This is a genomic window from Lichenibacterium ramalinae, from assembly GCF_004137085.1.
Lineage (GTDB): Bacteria > Pseudomonadota > Alphaproteobacteria > Rhizobiales > Beijerinckiaceae > Lichenihabitans > Lichenihabitans ramalinae.
In genome coordinates this window covers 1-978 of record NZ_QYBC01000067.1, presented here as the reverse complement: position 1 = coordinate 978, position 978 = coordinate 1, and the positions used below count along the sequence as shown (strand labels likewise).

Annotated in this window: 2 protein-coding genes; both read right to left on the bottom strand. The window is 62.5% G+C overall.

Annotated features, from left to right (window positions below):
• A partial coding sequence (locus D3272_RS27035; RefSeq protein ID WP_487343529.1) for a flagellin N-terminal helical domain-containing protein occupies nt 1-260 on the bottom strand: 260 nt, incomplete at its 3' end.
• A 309-nt stretch (nt 261-569) separates the two neighbouring features.
• The coding region (locus D3272_RS27030) for a flagellin (protein ID WP_281011054.1) at nt 570-978 on the bottom strand (409 nt) is incomplete at its 5' end.

The following is a 978-nucleotide window of genomic DNA, read 5'->3' as shown; positions in this document are numbered from 1 at the left end:
GTCTCGACGCTGTTCATCGCCGAGGTGGCGGTGTTGAGCACCGAAGCGCCGAGGTTCAGCGCGTTCGACACGGCGCCAAGCGCGCTCACGTCGGACTTCATGCTGGTGGCGATCGACCAGTAGGCAGCGTTGTCGGAGGCGTTGGCCACGGCGAGGCCGGACGAGATCTGCGACTGCGTCTTGCCCAGCTCCTTCTGGGTCATCGACAGGTTCTGCAGCGCCGTCATTGCGGAGCTGTTGGTGAGGATGCTGCTGCTCATTGTCGGATATCCCTGTGAGATCAAATTACTGAGGACATCCCGGACTGAATACCGGTACGCTGGAGCGGCCTGATGCCTTTGATCCTTGCCAGAGATCAATCTTGCGTGAGGCTGAAGCTATCGGCCATCACTTTATAGAACCTTGAAAACGAGCCTTCCCGAGGCGCCTGAAGCGCGAAGAGAAGTCTTTGGTTAAGCTTTTACCCTGACGCCCCGGCCAGCCCCGCGCTGCGCGACAGACCCAAAACGTAAAAAGGGCCGCACCTTTCGGTGCGGCCCTTTTCGGCGGCTGCGTGATGGAGGAAGCGATCAGCCGTTGAACAGCTTGAGGATGAGCTGGCTGTTCTGGTTGGCCATGGACAGCGCCTGGATGCCGAGCTGCTGCTGCGTCTGCAGCGCCTGGAGGCGCGTCGAGGCCACGTTCATGTCGGCATCCACCAGCGAGCCCACGCCCGACGTGATCGCATCGGAGATCGAGGTGGTGAAGCTGATCTGGTTGTTGACCGTGGTGGTGTACTGGCCCAGCGTCGCCGCGCCGGTGGTGACGCTGCTGATCGCGTTGTCGAGGGCCGTGCCGAGCTTGACGAGGTCGGTGCTGCCGGAGGCCAGCGAGCTGATGTTGAAGCCCAGGATGCTGTCGCTGGCGTAGTTGCCGGTGTAGCTCGTCGTCGTGGTCGTGCCGACCGTCGTCGACACCGAGCCGGACGCGCCGGCCGAA